11 protein-coding genes and 2 tRNA genes are annotated in these 16,866 nt (G+C 31.6%); 10 read left to right on the forward strand and 3 right to left on the reverse strand.

Translation table 11 applies throughout. The features are described from left to right. Window positions 1-25 precede the first annotated feature (25 nt). Complete coding sequence (gene gyrA / locus Q4Q34_RS15130; protein WP_303315456.1) at window positions 26-2,602, forward strand: DNA gyrase subunit A; 2,577 nt, start codon at window positions 26-28, stop codon at window positions 2,600-2,602. Between the two features lie 18 nt (window positions 2,603-2,620). Continuing rightward, entirely contained in the window at window positions 2,621-3,883 is a 1,263-nt protein-coding gene (locus Q4Q34_RS15135; protein ID WP_303315454.1) for a tetratricopeptide repeat protein, read from the forward strand. Window positions 3,884-3,942: 59 nt separating this feature from the next. Here the strand turns inward: Q4Q34_RS15135 and Q4Q34_RS15140 are convergent, their stop codons facing one another. Together Q4Q34_RS15140 and Q4Q34_RS15145 are read right to left on the reverse strand one after the other, a co-directional pair. Next, complete coding sequence (locus tag Q4Q34_RS15140) at window positions 3,943-4,692, reverse strand: C40 family peptidase (RefSeq protein ID WP_303315452.1); 750 nt, start codon at window positions 4,690-4,692, stop codon at window positions 3,943-3,945. A 123-nt stretch (window positions 4,693-4,815) separates the two neighbouring features. Beyond that, window positions 4,816-5,991: an acetyl-CoA C-acyltransferase gene (locus Q4Q34_RS15145; RefSeq protein ID WP_303315451.1), complete on the reverse strand. Its 1,176-nt coding sequence runs from the start codon at window positions 5,989-5,991 to the stop codon at window positions 4,816-4,818. Window positions 5,992-6,116: 125 nt separating this feature from the next. Between Q4Q34_RS15145 and Q4Q34_RS15150 the strand changes: the two genes are divergently transcribed. From Q4Q34_RS15150 to Q4Q34_RS15170, 5 genes are all read left to right on the forward strand, one after another. Next, window positions 6,117-8,165 carry an HD family phosphohydrolase gene (locus tag Q4Q34_RS15150; RefSeq protein ID WP_303315450.1) on the forward strand — a complete coding sequence of 683 codons (2,049 nt, stop codon included), beginning with the start codon at window positions 6,117-6,119 and terminating at the stop codon, window positions 8,163-8,165. 95 nt (window positions 8,166-8,260) lie between these two features. Next, window positions 8,261-8,349, forward strand: a tRNA-Ser gene (locus tag Q4Q34_RS15155). Window positions 8,350-8,493: 144 nt separating this feature from the next. Continuing rightward, entirely contained in the window at window positions 8,494-8,742 is a 249-nt protein-coding gene (locus Q4Q34_RS15160; RefSeq protein WP_303315448.1) for a GIY-YIG nuclease family protein, read from the forward strand. A 75-nt stretch (window positions 8,743-8,817) separates the two neighbouring features. Then, on the forward strand, window positions 8,818-9,066 hold the full coding sequence (locus Q4Q34_RS15165) for a GIY-YIG nuclease family protein (RefSeq protein ID WP_303315446.1): 249 nt from the start codon (window positions 8,818-8,820) through the stop codon (window positions 9,064-9,066). Beyond that, window positions 9,057-9,131 (forward strand) — tRNA-Pro (locus Q4Q34_RS15170). The genes Q4Q34_RS15165 and Q4Q34_RS15170 overlap by 10 nt, the downstream gene beginning before the upstream one ends. A 434-nt stretch (window positions 9,132-9,565) precedes the next feature. Here the strand turns inward: Q4Q34_RS15170 and Q4Q34_RS15175 are convergent. After that, entirely contained in the window at window positions 9,566-11,812 is a 2,247-nt protein-coding gene (locus Q4Q34_RS15175) for an alpha/beta hydrolase-fold protein (RefSeq protein WP_303315444.1), read from the reverse strand. A 511-nt stretch (window positions 11,813-12,323) separates the two neighbouring features. On the opposite strand from Q4Q34_RS15175, the gene Q4Q34_RS15180 reads away from it, so the two are divergent. From Q4Q34_RS15180 to Q4Q34_RS15190, 3 genes are read left to right on the forward strand one after another with little or no spacing between them, the layout of a single operon-like run. After that, on the forward strand, window positions 12,324-13,823 hold the full coding sequence (locus tag Q4Q34_RS15180; protein WP_303315442.1) for a transglutaminase domain-containing protein: 1,500 nt from the start codon (window positions 12,324-12,326) through the stop codon (window positions 13,821-13,823). 29 nt (window positions 13,824-13,852) lie between these two features. Continuing rightward, complete coding sequence (locus Q4Q34_RS15185; protein ID WP_303315440.1) at window positions 13,853-15,346, forward strand: hypothetical protein; 1,494 nt, start codon at window positions 13,853-13,855, stop codon at window positions 15,344-15,346. Between the two features lie 40 nt (window positions 15,347-15,386). Then, window positions 15,387-16,862, forward strand: a complete 1,476-nt coding sequence (locus tag Q4Q34_RS15190) for a T9SS type A sorting domain-containing protein (RefSeq protein WP_303315439.1) — start codon at window positions 15,387-15,389, stop codon at window positions 16,860-16,862. Window positions 16,863-16,866 lie beyond the last annotated feature (4 nt).

The raw sequence follows: 16,866 nt of genomic DNA on the forward strand, positions 1-16,866 counted from the left end.
TAGATAAAACTTAATTAAATTATATATGGCAGAAGGAGAAAAATTGATCCCTATTAATATTGAGGATGAGATGAAATCGGCATACATTGATTATTCAATGTCAGTCATTGTGTCACGTGCTTTACCGGATGTAAGGGACGGCTTAAAACCAGTTCATAGACGTGTACTTTATGGTATGCACGAATTGGGTGTTAGAGCGAGTTCAGCACATAAAAAATCCGCAAGAATAGTTGGAGAAGTTTTAGGTAAGTATCACCCTCATGGAGATACATCTGTTTATGATGCGATGGTACGTATGGCTCAGGAATGGAGTTTGCGTTATATGCTGGTCGACGGACAAGGGAATTTTGGTTCTATAGATGGTGATAGTCCAGCAGCAATGCGTTACACAGAAGCACGTATGCAAAAAATATCTGAGGACATGTTGGCAGATATAGAAAAGGAAACGGTAGATCATAAATTAAATTTTGATGATACTTTACAGGAACCTACTGTTTTACCAACTCGTATCCCAGGGCTTTTAGTTAATGGTGCGTCTGGTATTGCTGTAGGTATGGCTACGAACATGCCACCTCACAATTTAACCGAAGTGGTTAATGGTACTATAGCTTATATTGATAATAATGATATTGAAATTGATGAATTAATCACCCATATTAAAGCTCCGGATTTTCCAACAGGAGGAACCATTTATGGTTATGATGGTGTAAAAGAAGCATTTCACACAGGTCGCGGACGTATCGTTATGCGTGCTAAAGCCAATATTGAGGAAGTAAACGGACGTGAGTGTATTATAGTAGATGAAATACCTTATCAGATTAATAAGGCAGATATGATTAAAAAGACTGCTGACTTGATTAATGATAAGAAATTAGAAGGGATATCCACTATTCGTGATGAATCCGATAGAAATGGTATGCGCATTGTTTATGTTTTAAGGCGTGATGCTATTCCTAATATCGTTTTAAATAAGCTATTTAAATTTACAGCTTTACAATCATCTTTTAGTGTAAATAATATTGCATTGGTTAATGGTCGACCACAGCTATTAAACTTAAAAGAACTGATTCATTATTTTGTTGAGCATAGACACGAAGTTGTTGTAAGACGTACTACTTACGAATTACGAAAGGCTGAAGAACGTGCTCATATATTAGAAGGCTTAATTATTGCATCAGACAATATTGATGAAGTTATTGCTATAATCAGGGCTTCTTCTAATGCAGATGAAGCTAGGGAAAACTTAATAAAACGTTTTGAACTTTCTGAGATTCAGGCTAAAGCTATAGTTGAAATGCGACTGCGCCAGTTAACTGGTTTAGAGCAAGATAAACTGCGTTCAGAATATGAGGAAATAATGAAAACCATTGAAGACTTAAAAGATATCTTGGCTAAAAAAGAGCGTAGAATGGATATTATTAAGGAAGAGTTGGAAGTTGTTAGGAATAAGTATGGTGATGAGCGTCGTTCGACTATTGAGTATGCTGGTGGAGATTTGAGTATTGAAGATATGATTCCTGATGAAAAAGTGGTGATTACCATTTCTCATGCGGGTTATATTAAACGTACATCACTAACAGAATATAAAACACAAAATAGAGGCGGAGTTGGTCAAAAAGCATCTACTACAAGGAATGAAGATTTCTTAGAGCATCTGTTTGTTGGTACTAATCATCAATACATGTTGTTCTTTACGCAAAAAGGAAAATGTTTCTGGATGCGTGTTTATGAAATCCCTGAAGGAAGCAAGACTTCTAAAGGGAGAGCGATTCAAAACTTGATAAATATTGAGCAAGATGATAAGGTGATGGCTTTTATTTGTACTCAAGATTTAAAAGATGAAGATTATATTAATAGTCATTATGTAATCATGGCTACTAAAAATGGTCAAGTAAAGAAAACCTCTTTAGAGCAGTATTCTCGTCCTAGAACAAATGGAATTAATGCTATAACAATTAAGGATAATGATGAATTGTTAGAAGCAAAATTAACCACAGGAAATAGTCAAGTTATGCTTGCACTTAAATCTGGTAAAGCGATTCGTTTTGAAGAAGCAAAAACCAGACCTATGGGACGTGGTGCTTCTGGAGTTAGAGGTATTAGACTTGCTAACGATAAGGATGAGGTTATAGGTATGGTAACTATAGAAAATTCTCAAGAAGAATCTGTACTTGTGGTTTCAGAGAATGGTTATGGTAAACGTACTTATATTGATGATCCTGAAGATGGAGAGCCAGTATATAGAATTACAAATAGAGGTGGAAAAGGAGTAAAAACCATTTCTATTACAGAGAAAACAGGAAATTTAGTTGCTATAAAAAGCGTAACAGATAATGATGATTTAATGATTATTAATAAATCAGGTATCGCTATACGTATGGTTGTGGCAGATTTACGAGTTATGGGTAGAGCCACTCAAGGTGTTAAATTAATCAATTTAAAAGGAAATGATTCTATAGCAGCAGTTGCTAAAGTTATGCATGATGAAGATGAAGTTGAAGATTCCGAAACTATTGAAAACACTAACGATTTAGAAGACGGCACAACTCTTGATAATAATGTAGAAGATAATAACGATAATACCGATAATACCGAAAATTAATTAATAATATTTTATAAAATGAGAAAACAGTTAATCATAGCTTTAATCTTTTCAGTAAGTGCTTCATTTACATTTGCGCAAAAAAAAGAGCTAAAAACAGCAGCAAAAGCTATTAAAGGAGGAAATTTTGCAGAGGCAAAAACAGCTTTAAAACAAGCAAAATCATTAGAGTCTAGTATGGATGATAAAACTAAATCAAAGTTTTATTATCTAAATAGTCAGGCTTTGTATGCAAAAGGTAAAGGTTCATTAACAGATATCGATGAAGCTTTAGTAAGCCTGAAAAAAGTTAAAGTAGGGTATTCAGCAGAGGTCAATCTATTAAAGCAAGACATTGCAAATGGTTTACTATTAAAAGGAAATAAAGCCTATGAGAAAAAAGATTATTCGGATGCATCTGTATTTTTTGAAAAATCTTATAGAGTAACAGAAAGGGATACGGTATTTCTTTATTATGCAGCAGCTACAGCTGTTAATGTTAGTGAGTACGATAGAGCTTTAAAACTTTATGAAGAGCTAAAAAAATTAGGCTACACAGGAATTGCAAAGCAATATTATGCTATTGATGTTGCAACACAAAAAGAAGAAGTCTTTAATAGTAAAGAGTTGCGTGATATTTCTATTAAAGCTAAAACTCATATTAAGCCAACTGCGCGTAAATCTGAATCAAAAAAGCCAGAAATTGTAAAAAATGTTGCCCTTATATATGTTAATAAGGGGGATAATGAAAAAGCAATTGCGGCTATGAAAGAGGCAAGAGCAGAAAGTCCTAATGATGTTAACTTAATATTATCAGAGGCGAATGTTCATTATAAAATGGGTAACACAGAAGAGTTTAAAAAGTTATTAGAAAAGGCTACACAAATGGATCCTAATAATCCTGAGTTACAGTATAATTTAGGAGTTATTGCTGCGGAGTCTAAGCAAACTGAAGAAGCAAAGCGGTATTATGAAAAAGCGATTGAGTTAGATCCTAAATATATTAATGCATATATAAACTTATCAGCCTTAGTTTTAAACAATGAAGAGGCAATAATTAAGGAGATGAATGGTTTAGGGACTTCCAGAGCTGATAATAAACGTTATGATGAGTTGAGAGCACAACGTCAAAACCTTTATAGAGAGGCGATACCTTATTTGACTAAAGCGCTTGAAATTGATTCAAAAAGTATAAGTGCTGCCAAAACGTTAATGAATATTTATAGTATTCTTGGAGAAACTGATAAATATAAAAGTATGAAAGAAAAAGTTGCTGCTATAGAAGGAGCAGATGCTAACTAATCTGAGAATACTTAATTGATAAAGAAAAAGGAGCAAATTTAATTTGCTCCTTTTTTTATTTAGATTATTTTTTTAATGACACGTAGTTTATGTGTATGTGTTTTTTTGTCGACATTATAGATGCCTGAGTGGTCTAACCTGTCTATTCTAACTTTGCCATGAGCGTGTATTATGTAATTATCTTTCATAATAATACCTACATGTGTAATAGCTCCTTCACTATTATCGAAAAAAGCTAAATCACCAGGCTCACTTTCTTCAATAAAGCTTAAGGCTTCTCCTTGGGTTGCCTGCTGTGATGCATCACGTAGTAGTTTATAACCGTTTAATTTATAAACCATTTGAGTAAAGCCAGAACAATCTATACCAAAAGGTGTTTTTCCACCCCAAAGGTAGGGGGTATTTAAATATAAAAATGCTGTTTGAATGATGTCACTTTTTACTTTTTTACCCTCTATATAATTACCTTCATGTTTATGGTTTAAATTGGATAACCCATTTAAGGAAGCTCCCAATACAATGGGATATAACTGACTGTTGCTATCTTCAATAAACTCGACTAAATCAGCAGAAAGCCTAGGAGTTTCTTTGTTTAAATCTTTATATGCTTCTTCTGTAATTTCAAGATGTTGTTTGTTATCAATCCAACCTTCATAAGAGTCAAATGCTAAGCGAATTTTACTCCAGTTTTTGCGTTGTTCCAAGATTTTAAAAATTTCACCATAAATAACTTGAGATACAAGTTCACTGGTGTCTGCGGGTTCTTCTCTAAGGGGGACAATGCTTAAATTACAAATTCCGTATTGCATAAAATTATTATCTATTGGCTATTACTATTAATTATTTATGCAATTATTGAAGGGGATAATAAGGTTGCTGAATAGAAATTTTAAAAAGTATTTCATAGTAAATAATAACAATATTTAATATTATTAACGCTCAATAACTATAGCAGATGCCCCGCCACCTCCGTTGCAAATAGCTGCTGCTCCAATTTTGGCATTGTTTTGTTCTAAGACATTTAATAAAGTGATTATAATTCTAACACCAGAACAACCTAAAGGATGCCCTAAGGAAACAGCTCCTCCATTTACGTTTACATTATGATCATTTAATCCTAATATTTTCATGTTAGCTAAACCGACTACGGAGAAAGCTTCATTAAACTCAAAATAGTCTATGTCGTTAATTTTAATTCCTGCTTTGTTTATAGCTTTTGGTAATGCTTTTGCAGGAGCGGTTGTAAACCATTCAGGCTCTTGAGCAGCATCAGCATAACTTTTTATGGTTGCCAAAGGAGTTAGTCCTAATTCATTTGCTTTTTCTTTACTCATTAAAACCATAGCGCCAGCACCATCATTTATAGTTGAAGCATTGGCAGCTGTTACGGTGCCATCTTTTGTGAATGCTGGACGTAATTGTGGGATCTTCTCCATTTTTACATTAGTAAACTCTTCATCTTTACTAACTATAATAGGTTCTCCGCGACGCTGAGGCACTTCAACAGGAACAACTTCATTATCAAATTTTCCACTATTCCATGCTGCGGCAGAACGATTGTAAGACTGTATTGCAAAAGCATCTTGCGCTTCTCTTGAGAATTTATATTCTGTAGCACAGGCATCTGCACAAACACCCATAGCGTTTTTATCGTAAGCATCTACTAAACCATCGCTTTGCATCCCATCAATTAAAGAAGAAGGTCCAAATTTAGTGCCAGTACGGGCATGTAGGTAATGTGGGATTAAACTCATGTTTTCCATGCCTCCGGCAACTACAATTTCTGCGTCACCAAGAGCAATAGCTTGAGCAGCTTGCATAACTGCTTTCATTCCAGATGCACATACTTTATTTATAGTTGTACATGGAACCGTATTTGGTATGCCTGCATAAATAGCAGCTTGTCTCGCAGGAGCTTGACCTGTACCAGCTTGTACTACATTGCCCATTAAAACTTCTTCAACTAATTCTGGACTTAAATTTATTTTATTTAAGGCTCCTTTAATAGCGATAGCGCCTAATTCTGGGGCTGGAATAGTGGACAGAGCACCTAAAAAACTCCCAATTGGAGTTCTTGCAGCTGATACAATAACTACTTCTTTATTCATTAATTTGATGTTTAGTTTATACTTGCGAAAATAACGATTTTTTAGTAGAAATATGAATGATTCATTTATTATAAAAATGGTGAAAGCTTATAATTTTATTACATTTGAAACCATTACGCTTTTTGATGAAAGATTTTATAAATAAATTATATAAAAATCACTCCTTAATTTACAAGGGGTTATTATTTATAGCGACTACTTTTTTTATTGTTTATTTATTTCCTAAAGGAGGGAAGTTTAAATATAATTTTGAAAAAGGGAAACCTTGGCAATCGGAAAACTTATATGCCCCTTTTGATTTTGCTATTATAAAAAATGATGTAGAAATTGCTTCTGAAAAAGATGAGTTGGTGAAAAAATCCATCTTATATTTTAATTTAGATAATACCATTGAGGCCAAAGTAAAAGCTTCATATAAAAATCAGTTTGATAACTTATTTTCTGATTCTATTTCCAGAGGTACATATAGAAAATTATACAAAGCAGGAGAAGTTATTATTTCAAACTTGTACTTATTCGGAATTTTAAGTGAAAATTATAATTTTCCAAATGAAAAGGCTATCGTCGTACTTGATGGAAGAGTTAAAAAACAAGATGGATTCTTTTCCAATTTAATTAAACAAGATGCTGTTTCAAAAGTAATAGATGATATATTAAATAAGCATGAATTAATTCATTATAAAACAGAATTTACGTCTTTGTTTTTTGATTTAATAGAACCTAATTTAACATTCAATAAGTCGTTTACAGATAAAGTATTACAAGAGGAAATTGGAAAAATAGCTTATGCCAGAGGAAGTATTGAAAAAGAAACCTTAATAGTTTCAAAAGGAGAGGTTATTGATGGGGAAAAATATCAGGTTTTAAAATCATTACAATCTGAGTATGAATCGCAGGTCTGGAATGAATCTAATTATATATGGGTGCTGTTTGCTTACACATTATTAGTAGCTTTAGCTTTATTGATGTTGCTTTTATTCTTACGAAAATATAGAATGCGCGTATTTGAAAATAATACAAAAGTTACTTTTATTTTCTTTAATGTTTCTTTGGTAATATTCATAACGACTTTGGTAGTAAATTATGATTCAAAATATATTTATGTTGTCCCTATTTGTATTTTACCTTTAGTATTTAAAGCTTTTTTTGATGCTAGATTAGGGTTGTTTGCACATGTGCTTACTGTATTATTAATAGGGTTTATTGTGCCTAATAGTTATGAATACATGTTTCTTCAAATTATAGCAGGAATTGTAACAATACTAACTGTTTCTGAGTTATATAAAAGAGCAAATTTGTTTATTTCGGTAGGACAAATAACACTTATTTACATTATAGCTTATTTTGCGTTTTTTGTAATTCATGAAGGAAGTGTGAAAACTATAAAGTGGGAGACGTTTATGTGGTTTATCTTGAGTGGGTTAGCTACCTTGTTTGTACAGCCTTTGATATATGCTTATGAAAAACTGTTTGGTTTGGTTTCAGATGTATCTCTTTTGGAGTTGTCTGATACTAATTCTAAGTTACTAAAAGAGTTATCTAATCAGGCACCAGGAACATTTCATCATTCTCTAAATGTTGCAAACCTAGCTGAAGCATCCGCAAATGAAATTGGTGCAAATGCTATGCTGGTAAGGGTAGGCGCTTTGTATCATGATATAGGTAAAATGGAAAATCCAACGTATTTTACCGAAAATCAATCCACAGGAATTAATCCACATGATGAATTATCATCAAGAGAGAGCGCTCGAATAATTACAGATCATGTTATAAATGGTATTGAGATAGCTAGAAAAAATAATTTACCAGATAGAGTTATAGATTTTATTCGTACACATCATGGTACCAGTGTTGTTTATTACTTTTACATGCAAGAGAAAAAGGATTTTGAAGAGGTTGACAAATTGGATTTTAGTTATCCTGGGCCAAAACCATTTAGTAAGGAAACTGCTATATTAATGATGTGTGATAGTATAGAGGCAGCTTCTAAGAGTTTAAAAGAGCCTACGTCAACAAAGATTGATGCTTTTGTTGAGAGCATAATAAATAAGCAAATTGAAGAAGGTCAATTTTTAAACGCAAATATTACGTTTAAGGAGATTGAATCTATTAAAAAAGTGCTAAAACACAAGCTTGCAAATATTTACCATTTGCGCATAGAATATCCCGAATAAAAATTATAAAAAAGTAAATAAAATAGTTGCGTTATATCTAAGTATCTAGTACATTTGCAACCGCAATTTTATTGCAATGTTCTTAATATTAGAATGGAGAGGTGCCTGAGTGGCCGAAAGGAGCGGTTTGCTAAATCGTCGTACCTAGAAATAGGTACCCTGGGTTCGAATCCCAGTCTCTCCGCAAATAGATAACCAATTCGGGGTGTATCACGCTAAGGCGTGACAGGTCTATCCCGGTCGAAGATGACGCCGAAGGAGTTATTATCGCGCCGCGTTTGGGACGCGGAGGTCGTCATGCTTGAGGCGTGACCACCCAATAAAAAACATGGAGTATATAGTATACATATTATATAGTCAAAAACGTTCACGATATTATGTGGGTCAAACAAATAATATCAATAAAAGATTAGAAAGACATAACAATGGTTTAGTTCCTTCAACAAAAGGCGGATCACCATGGCAATTGATAAAAACTTTAGAAGTTGCTAATAGACCGGAAGCATTAAGGTTGGAAAACAAAATAAAGAAAAGAGGAGCTAAACGATTTTTAAAAGATAACCAATTCGGGGTGTAGCGTAGCCCGGTTATCGCGCCGCGTTTGGGACGCGGAGGTCGTCACGCTTGAGGCGTGACCACCCAATAAAAAAACATGGAGTATATAGTATACATATTATATAGCCAAAAACGTTCACGATATTATGTGGGTCAAACAAATAATATCAAGAAAAGATTAGAAAGACACAACAATGGTTTAGTTCCTTCAACAAAAGGCGGATCACCGTGGCAATTGATAAAAACTTTAGAAGTTGCTAATAGGTCGGAAGCATTAAGATTGGAAAACAAGATAAAGAAAAGAGGAGCTAAACGATTTTTAAAAGATAACCAATTCGGGGTGTAGCGTAGCCCGGTTATCGCGCCGCGTTTGGGACGCGGAGGTCGCAGGTTCGAATCCTGCCACCCCGACGAACCTAGAAATAGGTCACAACAAAACACTGTTAATCATTTGATTTTCAGTGTTTTTTGTTTTTATGCATTTTTTTTGATGCCAAACAAAACCATTTAAAACCAATAAAAAGGTGTGCAATTAGGTGTGCACTTTGTTGCTAAAATTGTTGTAATTTTAAAAAGCTTTTAAGAACAATTTGACTTTTGTCTTTACAAAACTGGTGTGTTTTTATTTCCTCCTTAGTTTTGTAAACACACTTTATTTAGGGATTATTTATATGTTAGTGATTTTCTGTAATTGTTGACTTTTATCAGGGAAATACTTTCATAATTCTAAGATATTTGTTGTTTATAGTTAAGTTAAACAATTTTAAAATGTTTGTCTGTGGAAATGTAGTAATTTCATCGAAGGAAAACTATAGATAGACTAAAGTAAGTGTTTATTGATTAGTTTACGGTTGCTCAGATGTGCCATAAAAATATATGAGAATATTATCCAATTGCTCTTTCCATGTATTCCAATTGTGATTTCCGTTTTCAATAATATTAACTTTTAATTCATACCCTTTGTTTTCTAAAATGTTAACCATAGGAATATCTTGTTTCTCAGTACCCCTTCTAGTACCATAACTTAAATAAATTTTTAAATCCTTTTTAGGCTTTAATTCGTAAGATTTGTAAATATCAGGACAGGTATGGAAAGCAGGGGATTGCATAGCTATATTTTTAAAAATATGAGGCACTTGATCCCCAAAATACGATGCTGCTAATCCACCAAAGGATACACCTAAGATTGTACGGTCTTTTCGATTATTACTCACGGGGTATAACTTTTCAATTTTGGGAATTAATTCATCTGTGAAAAAATCAACAAAATGAGGATTACATAAAAACAATTCTTGTCTAATATTTTTCCAGTTTTCATTTTTATCTCTAGGGTCTAAAAATATTGCAGCAACAGGCTTGATAATATTATTTACTATTAAACTATCTAACGTTTTTGATAGCTTGCCTTTTCTAATATAGCTATAGCCGTCATTTATATAAATAACAGGAAGTTTTTTGTTTATTTTATCGATTGGAGGTAAATAAATCTTATAAGGTAAGGCTTTCTTTAAAATAGGACTATTTACTAATTTTCCATTAGATAAACTACCTTTTAAATCAGGTAAATAATTAATGAGTTTAGAATATTTTTTTGCCTTTAGATTGGCAATTTTTTTGTAATTGTTTACTTTTTCTGAAGGCACTTTTACAGGGAAATTTACAATTTTATCAGCTATTTTCGTAAACTCTAGGTATCTATTTGTTTTATCCATTAAAGAAAGTAAATCCATCTGTCCTTCATAACGATATGGTTCCGTAGCAATATTTAAGCGATATATTTCTTCTGCTTTTTTATAATTACCATCTTTTATGTAATAAGATGCTAATAGTTTTCCTATTCTTGGAGCTGAACTAATAAAAAAAGCTTTCTCCATGTATTTATATCCATCTTCCTTATAACCAGAATCATACAATAATTTCCCTAAATGTGCATCTGAAAAACCATGATTATAAGTGAACATAGATAGAGAAATTATTTTTTCTCGATCCAAAGCTTTTTTATTACTCAAGGTATAATCTCTAAAATGTTTGATTCCAATACCTTTATTTATTAAAATATAAAAACTTGCTAAAGCCAAAACAATAAAAAACAAACGCATACCATAAATGAGGTGCTTATTTAATCTAAGAATAAAAACTTTAAAATTACCAAAAGTAACAATCAAGGCAAGACCAAATAAACCAAGAAACATTAACAAAAAATTACTAGATGGAGATGTAAATAATGCTAAAACACTTACACTCATCAGTAAAACACAACCTAATCGGGTTTTGGGATTTATTTTCATTTTTATGATCAAGTATAAAATCATAGAAAAAGAAATAAATAAAGCTAATAAACCAAACTCATAGGCTATCAACAAATAATCATTAAAAGGTGTAAATACATAACTTGCATTTTTAATTTCTTCCCATGATCTTTCTGCCTCTAGAAAATAATCAGCTTTTGCTCGATTATAACCTCCCGAAAAAGAAAATAGCCCATGACCTAAAATCGGTTTTTTTCCAATTTCTTGTAAAGTTATTTTGGCAACTAAAGCCCTTCCATTAACAGATTCAGGTTTTAAGGAATATAAAAATTTACCAGTGAAAATAGATATTACAATAAACAAGACAGCTCCTATTATTTTTTTTGTAATTGGAAGTTTTTTAAGAACTAGCTTGCTCTTTTTTGAAGTAATAAATAATACTATCATTGAGCATAATAGTGATAACCAAGTTGATCTTGAGTTTGTAATGACAATAATTATACCAATAAACAAAAAACAGATTGCTCCAATTATTAGCATGTTTTTTTGTTCAATTTTATTTACTATGAAAAACCACATTAAACAGCTAAATCCAATACCTAGGTAGGCTCCTAAAAAATTAGGAGTTTTAAAGGATCCTAATAATTTAAAATAGTCATTACCTGCTTCTATTACTTCGAAATATTGTAAAAAAGCAGCTCCTGATTCTATAATGCATGTAATTAAGACTAAGGAAAGTATAAAATGTATTAATTTATCAAAGGCTTTATTGATTAAAATCCATCTAAATAAATAATAACTAAGAAAATAAGCTATATATACCCATAGTTTTGAGTAATACATTGGTGCATTTGAAAAGTAAAAAAAATGAAATAGAAAACACCCAAAGCAAGTAAGTACAATTACATCAAACCATGTGAATTTTATCAAACTAAAGCCATTATAACAAGACTTTGTAAAGCCCCAAAATACTAAAATAGTTATAGTGATTAATCTTAATTCTTCTAGATTTAACTTAAAAACTAAATTACAAATTAAAGAAGTGCTAAAAATTAGGCTCAAAAAAATACTATCCAATTTTTTTACTTTCATATGCGCAAACCTTATCAAAAAAAATAATATACCCCTCTTAAAAGAATAATACACCCCTCTTTAACCATATCTAAAAGGCAGACATTTACTATGTTAAAAATCAGGTGTTTACTATATATTTAAATATGTGTAAATATTTTAATTCAGTTGCAAATTAAACAAATAAATAGTTTATGCTAAATTTTACTTTTTTAAATAACACAAAAGGATAAGGATGCTAAAAAGGTTATTTCTAATCCTAACAATATGCTTTTCCACCAAAATGATTTATCCGCAATCTTTAGCAGAGGTCTATTTAGAAGCTGGTAAGAACAAAGGAAACTTGGTCGCTGTTTTGGAACACTATAAGAAAACTAGAGAAAAGGAAAAGTATCTAGCTGCTAATTTTTTATTAGAAAATATCTCTATTCATAAATCTATCAATTATAATTGGATAGATGACGAAGGGAAAATAATTCCTTTTTCAGAACTAGATTTTACTGATTTTGATATGGCTTTAAAAGCTTTTGAGAGGATAAAAAATAATATTAAAATAACACCCAAACAATACATTCAAAAAGATGTTTCAGTAATAACCTCTGAATTCTTAATAAAAAATATAGACCTTGCTTTCTATGAGTGGAAGAATAACCCATGGTCTTCTAGCTACGATTTTAAAACTTTTTGTGAATATATTTTGCCTTACAGAAGCCTCATAGAGCCTATAGATGATTGGAGGGAAAATTATAAGAGTTTAGTAACAAGTGCTTTAAATGAAGTTGAAGATTTAAAAGACCCTACTGAAGTTGCCACACAAATTATTCTAAGCTTAAAAGATTTTTCCTTTGAACAGAAAAGATTAGACCCCATACCTCTTCTAAGCCCAAGTCAATTACTTTTTAGAAGACAAGGTAGTTGTCCTGATTTGGCTAATTTGGCTCTTCTTGCCTGTCGTTCATTAGGAGTGGCAGTGACTTTTGACTTTACCCCACATTATGCTGCTTCATCAAACAGGCATTATTTTAATACTGTGGTTAGTGCTAAAAAAGAACATATCCCTTTTAATGGTAATTCTGTTAACACAACTGATGGGCTCCCATATACTTATATCCCCAGCCATAAAAGGATGGGGAAAGTTTTTAGAAAAACTTTTTCTATTCAAAAAACAGCACTAGCTAGTAATATTTCAAAAAAGAATATCCCTGAGGGTTTCTTACAAGAGAAAAATTTAGTGGATGTAACAAATGAATATGTCCCAATTGGAGAAATAAATTATGTCTTTGAAGTGCCTGATAGTATAGAAATTGGTTATCTAAATGTTTTCAACAAAAGCAAATGGAAAACTATTGATTGGGCAAAAAAAACAAACGGAAAATTCATCTATAAAAACTTAGGAACCGATTTAATTTATTTACCAAGTATATATAATAACCAGAGAACAATTTATGAAAAGTATCCTATTCTGTTAGACAAGCAGGGTAAACCACATATACTAAAACCAGATTTTAAAAATACTTTTGAATGTACCCTTAGTAGAAAGAACGAATATAAGAATAATTATAAAGAAAATAATTCTTCAGAAATCGAAGCAGGCAAAAAATATCTATTAATGTATTGGGACGGAAAATGGAAAAAACTTGGTGTTTCACAAGCAAATAATGAAGGTGTCTATTTCAAAAACATCCCCTCAAATGCAGTGTTTAGATTAATTCCTAAAGATTATGATGGCTATGAAAGAATTTTTGTTCTGGACAATAAGACCAGAAAAATACGATGGTATTAAATAATAAATTAAAAACTAAATAAGTAAACATGAAAAAACTAAAAATAATGCTTCTTTTGTTCTTGTTCGCCATGAATATATATGCTCAAGATTCAATTAACAATTCTTATTATAGTTTAGATAGGATTACCTCGGTTACAAATGCGACAGAAGCCCAGGTATATAAATTAAACGATATTTTGTTAGAAAGGAATAGCGCTATTAATTTAAGTGAAACTAAAGAGCAAAATTTTGATATAAATAAAGCGTATCGTAAAAAACTCAACCAAATTCTTGACAAGAACCAACAGTCAAAAATGTATCGATCAAATATAGACACTAATACTGCGGATAGGGTCTCGAAGAAAGAATATGATGCATTGGTTAATAAGCATAAATTACCTGTAAATATTGAATCTGCCTTAACAAAAGTATTGTATGATTATGAATATGAGCAACTGTATATAGAGCAAAAACACGCTTTTGATAAAGATAGATATTTGTTAGAAAGGTCTAATTTAAACGCATCAAAATCTAAATGGGTTGATTATATAAAAGCAAATTTTTCTAAATCCAGATTTAAATGGAAATCAAATTTTTCTAAATGTAAAAATGTTAAAATCATTGATGAGGACACCTTTATATCATATCATTTCTTGGTAAATCTTATAAAAGAATCAGATGAATTAAGTGTAGACAAACATATTACAGAACAAGATATTATTGCAGAACTCCAAAGTTTAATAACTAAAGACTCATTTAAAGAAATGGGGGATAAATTAATAGATTTTAGAGTCAAGTCGACAATGGACTATGATAATAGGCTAAAAAAATTAGACTCAATCCCATATAGCCATGCGAAACAAGTGCTAAAAGATTATCTACGAACAAAATTTTTAGAAAAAACTACAACACATCAACCATTTTTACTTGGATTAAATTGGGAATTAAGAACGCAAGCTTACAATATTGGAAAAGAAAAAGAAAAAACACTAAGTAAGGAAAAAGAGTTTACTGCTCTTAAAGCAAAAGCCATTGAGGCTGGACTAGATGAAAATAGAACTCAACAACTTATCAGTTTAGTGAAAAATAAAAATTTGGCGATAGAAGAAAACAAGACTAAAAAAATAGCTTCAACTTTTTCAGATTTATTTCAGGATAGTACCTACGATACAAGAAAAGCAATTATAGCTCAATTTGGAAGAGATGTTTCTGGTATGCTTTCTAAAAAAGAATTTGCAATAATATTTGCTGATAGATTTAGAGCAACTGCAAAAAAAGACACAAAAGAACAATTAGCATCTATATTCAAAACACATAAACTAAATAAAGAACAGCAGCAAAAGGTACACGAATTAGTTTATGGTTATTTTCTTAATAAAGCAATAGCAAATGTATATTATAAACACCAAGGCCTACTTAAAAAACAAAAACTAAGTGTTTTGAGATATCGTTTTGAGAAAAATTATTTGGAATTGATGACCAGTTTTGATATTAAAATTGACCATCCTACAAAGGCTGATGATAGAACCTATAAATGGTAATTATATAATTAAGCTATTCAATAATTAAAGTTTTATAAACATGAAAACATACAAAATATTTATTTTTTTATTTTTCTTTTATGGGTTAACTGCTGAAGCACAAAAGGCTTGCGAGGAAAGCCTCGAAAAAGCAAAACAACTCTTAACAAAAGCTTCTCCTTTTACTGAGCAGAGCGATATTTTTAAATTGATAGAACCCTGTGCTTCAAATGGAAATGCTGAAGCCGAAAATTATTTAGGTATGCTATATTTAAAGGGTATTGGTGTGCCTATAGATAATGAAAAAGCATTTTTACATATTTCTAATGCTGCTGGTAAAGGCTATGCAAACGCACAATATAACTTAGGAAGGTTATATAAATACGGTACAGGTTGCAGCATTAATTTTATACAAGCAATGGAGTGGTTTACTAAAGCAACGGAAAATGGAAGTCAAAGGGCCGCTTATTCTATGGGTTATATGTATTACAAAGGTATTGGGGTGTCTCAAAATTATCAAAAGGCAGTGTATTGGTTTGAACGCAGTGAAGACCCAATGGCAAAACATTTTTTAGGCTTATGCTATTATTTAGGCTATGGAGTAGCCGCAAATAAAGATAAAGCTTTGGGTTTGTTATTAAATAACCCCACACTAAACAGCAAGACTTTAGTAAGTTATATTAAACGAGAACAAAAAGAAATGCTAGAAGCCAAAGTAATAGAGGATTTAGAAGTAACAGCCCCAGAGTCTAAGCCTATAAACCCAGAGGTGGTTATAGAAACCCAAGAAGAACTAGAGTATCTACCTTATGATAAACTCGAATTAGAAGAAATAAAAGGAGCTTGGTCTGGAAAATTACTACAGTACGATTGGTCTGGAAAGTATATACAGCGCATTATACCTATTACTATAACAATTGACATTGATAAGGAATCTAATGAAATACAAGTGTCATGTATTCTTGAAGAACAAAAAATAAATACTCATGCTATTTGGCAAGATGAAACCTTGTATTTTAAAAACCTTAGCCAAACAGTTAGATTAAGTAAACTATACCCACAGCATCCTACAAAACTAACGCTCGATTATAATTTGCTTGCTACAAGTTTACAAAAGTATACCTACCAAAATTCAAAATACCTTATAGGCTATTTAGATACATATATACCAGAATGGACAGAATACGGAGCGCCTATGAGTTTGGTATTAAAACCAGAGGGTTCTAAAAATGGTTTGAATGAAGAGGCTTTACTGGCATTAGCCGCCCAAGGAGACCAGTTTATAAAACTATACCCTGTGCCCTTTAACGAGCAACTTACAATACAGTATCAATTAAAAGTACCTAGCAGTGTTTATGTAGAGCTTATTAGTTTAAATAGTACAAATAAAATAGTTGTTTTACCTAGTATACGTCAACAAGCAGGTGATTATACTTATACAATACCTGTAGAAAGTAGTTTACCTAAAGGTCTATACGTGGTTAGGTTGATAGCTGGGGAACAATTGTATACTAGAATGATAATAAAAGATAATTAAGAGT

This window comes from Flavivirga abyssicola (genome assembly GCF_030540775.2).
Classification (GTDB): Bacteria; Bacteroidota; Bacteroidia; order Flavobacteriales; family Flavobacteriaceae; genus Flavivirga; species Flavivirga abyssicola.

Coding starts and splice junctions, on each gene's coding strand:
- Q4Q34_RS15175 (WP_303315444.1), bottom strand. CDS start 11,812: ATGTATTACTCAAAACTATGGGTATATATAGCTTATTTTCTTAGTTAT.
- Q4Q34_RS15185 (WP_303315440.1), top strand. CDS start 13,853: ATGAAAAAACTAAAAATAATGCTTCTTTTGTTCTTGTTCGCCATGAAT.
- Q4Q34_RS15160 (WP_303315448.1), top strand. CDS start 8,494: ATGGAGTATATAGTATACATATTATATAGTCAAAAACGTTCACGATAT.
- Q4Q34_RS15190 (WP_303315439.1), top strand. CDS start 15,387: ATGAAAACATACAAAATATTTATTTTTTTATTTTTCTTTTATGGGTTA.
- Q4Q34_RS15165 (WP_303315446.1), top strand. CDS start 8,818: ATGGAGTATATAGTATACATATTATATAGCCAAAAACGTTCACGATAT.
- Q4Q34_RS15150 (WP_303315450.1), top strand. CDS start 6,117: ATGAAAGATTTTATAAATAAATTATATAAAAATCACTCCTTAATTTAC.
- gyrA (WP_303315456.1), top strand. CDS start 26: ATGGCAGAAGGAGAAAAATTGATCCCTATTAATATTGAGGATGAGATG.
- Q4Q34_RS15140 (WP_303315452.1), bottom strand. CDS start 4,692: ATGCAATACGGAATTTGTAATTTAAGCATTGTCCCCCTTAGAGAAGAA.
- Q4Q34_RS15145 (WP_303315451.1), bottom strand. CDS start 5,991: ATGAATAAAGAAGTAGTTATTGTATCAGCTGCAAGAACTCCAATTGGG.
- Q4Q34_RS15135 (WP_303315454.1), top strand. CDS start 2,621: ATGAGAAAACAGTTAATCATAGCTTTAATCTTTTCAGTAAGTGCTTCA.
- Q4Q34_RS15180 (WP_303315442.1), top strand. CDS start 12,324: ATGATTTATCCGCAATCTTTAGCAGAGGTCTATTTAGAAGCTGGTAAG.